This window comes from Azospirillum sp. UFLA03-27 (assembly GCF_059803775.1).
The window spans coordinates 1-1,010 of the sequence record NZ_JAUQTX010000513.1; the positions used below are offsets into that span (position 1 = coordinate 1).

Annotated in this window: 1 protein-coding gene; it reads left to right on the plus strand. The window is 66.8% G+C overall.

Translation table 11 applies throughout. From position 1 onward, the window contains the following. Positions 1-128: 128 nt before the first annotated feature. Positions 129-992: a transposase gene (locus Q4I23_RS32800; protein WP_498529018.1), complete on the plus strand. Its 864-nt coding sequence runs from the start codon at positions 129-131 to the stop codon at positions 990-992. Positions 993-1,010 lie beyond the last annotated feature (18 nt).

Genomic DNA, 1,010 nt, shown 5'->3' on the forward strand with positions numbered 1-1,010 from the left:
ATGTTTGTAGCCGAGGCATCCCGGCCGGCGCGGAGCGGTATGCTACTTTCAGCTGAACAGGGTGGTGTGGCGGCGGAGCGGTCTGGTAGCTCTGCGGGCTTCGATCGGACCGCTTGGAAACGTAGTCTATGGGCACCGCCGTTCATCCCGCAAGCACCACGCCGGCCTCGTGGGACGCGTTCTCCGACGTCGACGCCTTCGTGGATGAGGTGATGACCGAGCTGGCGGCCATGGCCGCGGACAGCCGGAGGCCGACGCGGTCTGGACCGAAGCTGGCGCTGACCGGGGTGACCTTGCGCAAGGCGATCATGGCCATCTGGTGTGTCGGTTACTGCGGCATGCAATGGCGGGCCATCGGCCAGCTCTCGGGCATCCCCTTTGGCACGTTGTACACATTGTTCGCCCGGTGGACCCGCCTTGGGCTGTGGCGTCGGCTGCTCGACCGCTTGCGGCGGACCTGGCGCGTGGCCTGCGGCGACACGGCGGAGCCGAGCGCAGTGGTGATCGACAGCCGGACCTGTCGCTCGGCCCCGAGCTGCTTTGCCCGCGGTGTCGACGGCGGCAAGAAGATCCGCGGCGTGAAGCTCCACATCGCGGTGGAGAAGTACGGTTTCCCGCTGGCGATTGATAGCTCGCCAGCCAACGTGCACGACACCAACGGCATCGTGCCGGTGCTGCGCCAACTCGCTGGCCGCGGCTTCCAGGGACCGGCCATCGGCGATCTCGGCTACCGCGCCGAGCGCCTGGCCAAAGCCGGCGCGGCCCTCGGGATCGCGATCCAGCCGATCGCCCGCGGCCGCAATGGGGTGTTCATCCCCACCGAAATCGCTTGGGTCGTGGAACGCTCACTGTCTTGCCTCTCCCGCTACCGCCGATTGAACGTCATCGTCGAGCGGACCAAGACCCACCTCATCGCTTTCGTCGAGATCGCCTTCGTTTCCATCCTGTCCAGGCGTCTGCGGCGGCTGACCGCCCAGGACTGCAGCGCCTGACGTCTACAAACAGACACT

Bases quoted from the DNA above. Each gene is read 5' to 3' on its own strand.
- Q4I23_RS32800 (WP_498529018.1), top strand. From the start codon at position 129: ATGGGCACCGCCGTTCATCCCGCAAGCACCACGCCGGCCTCGTGGGAC.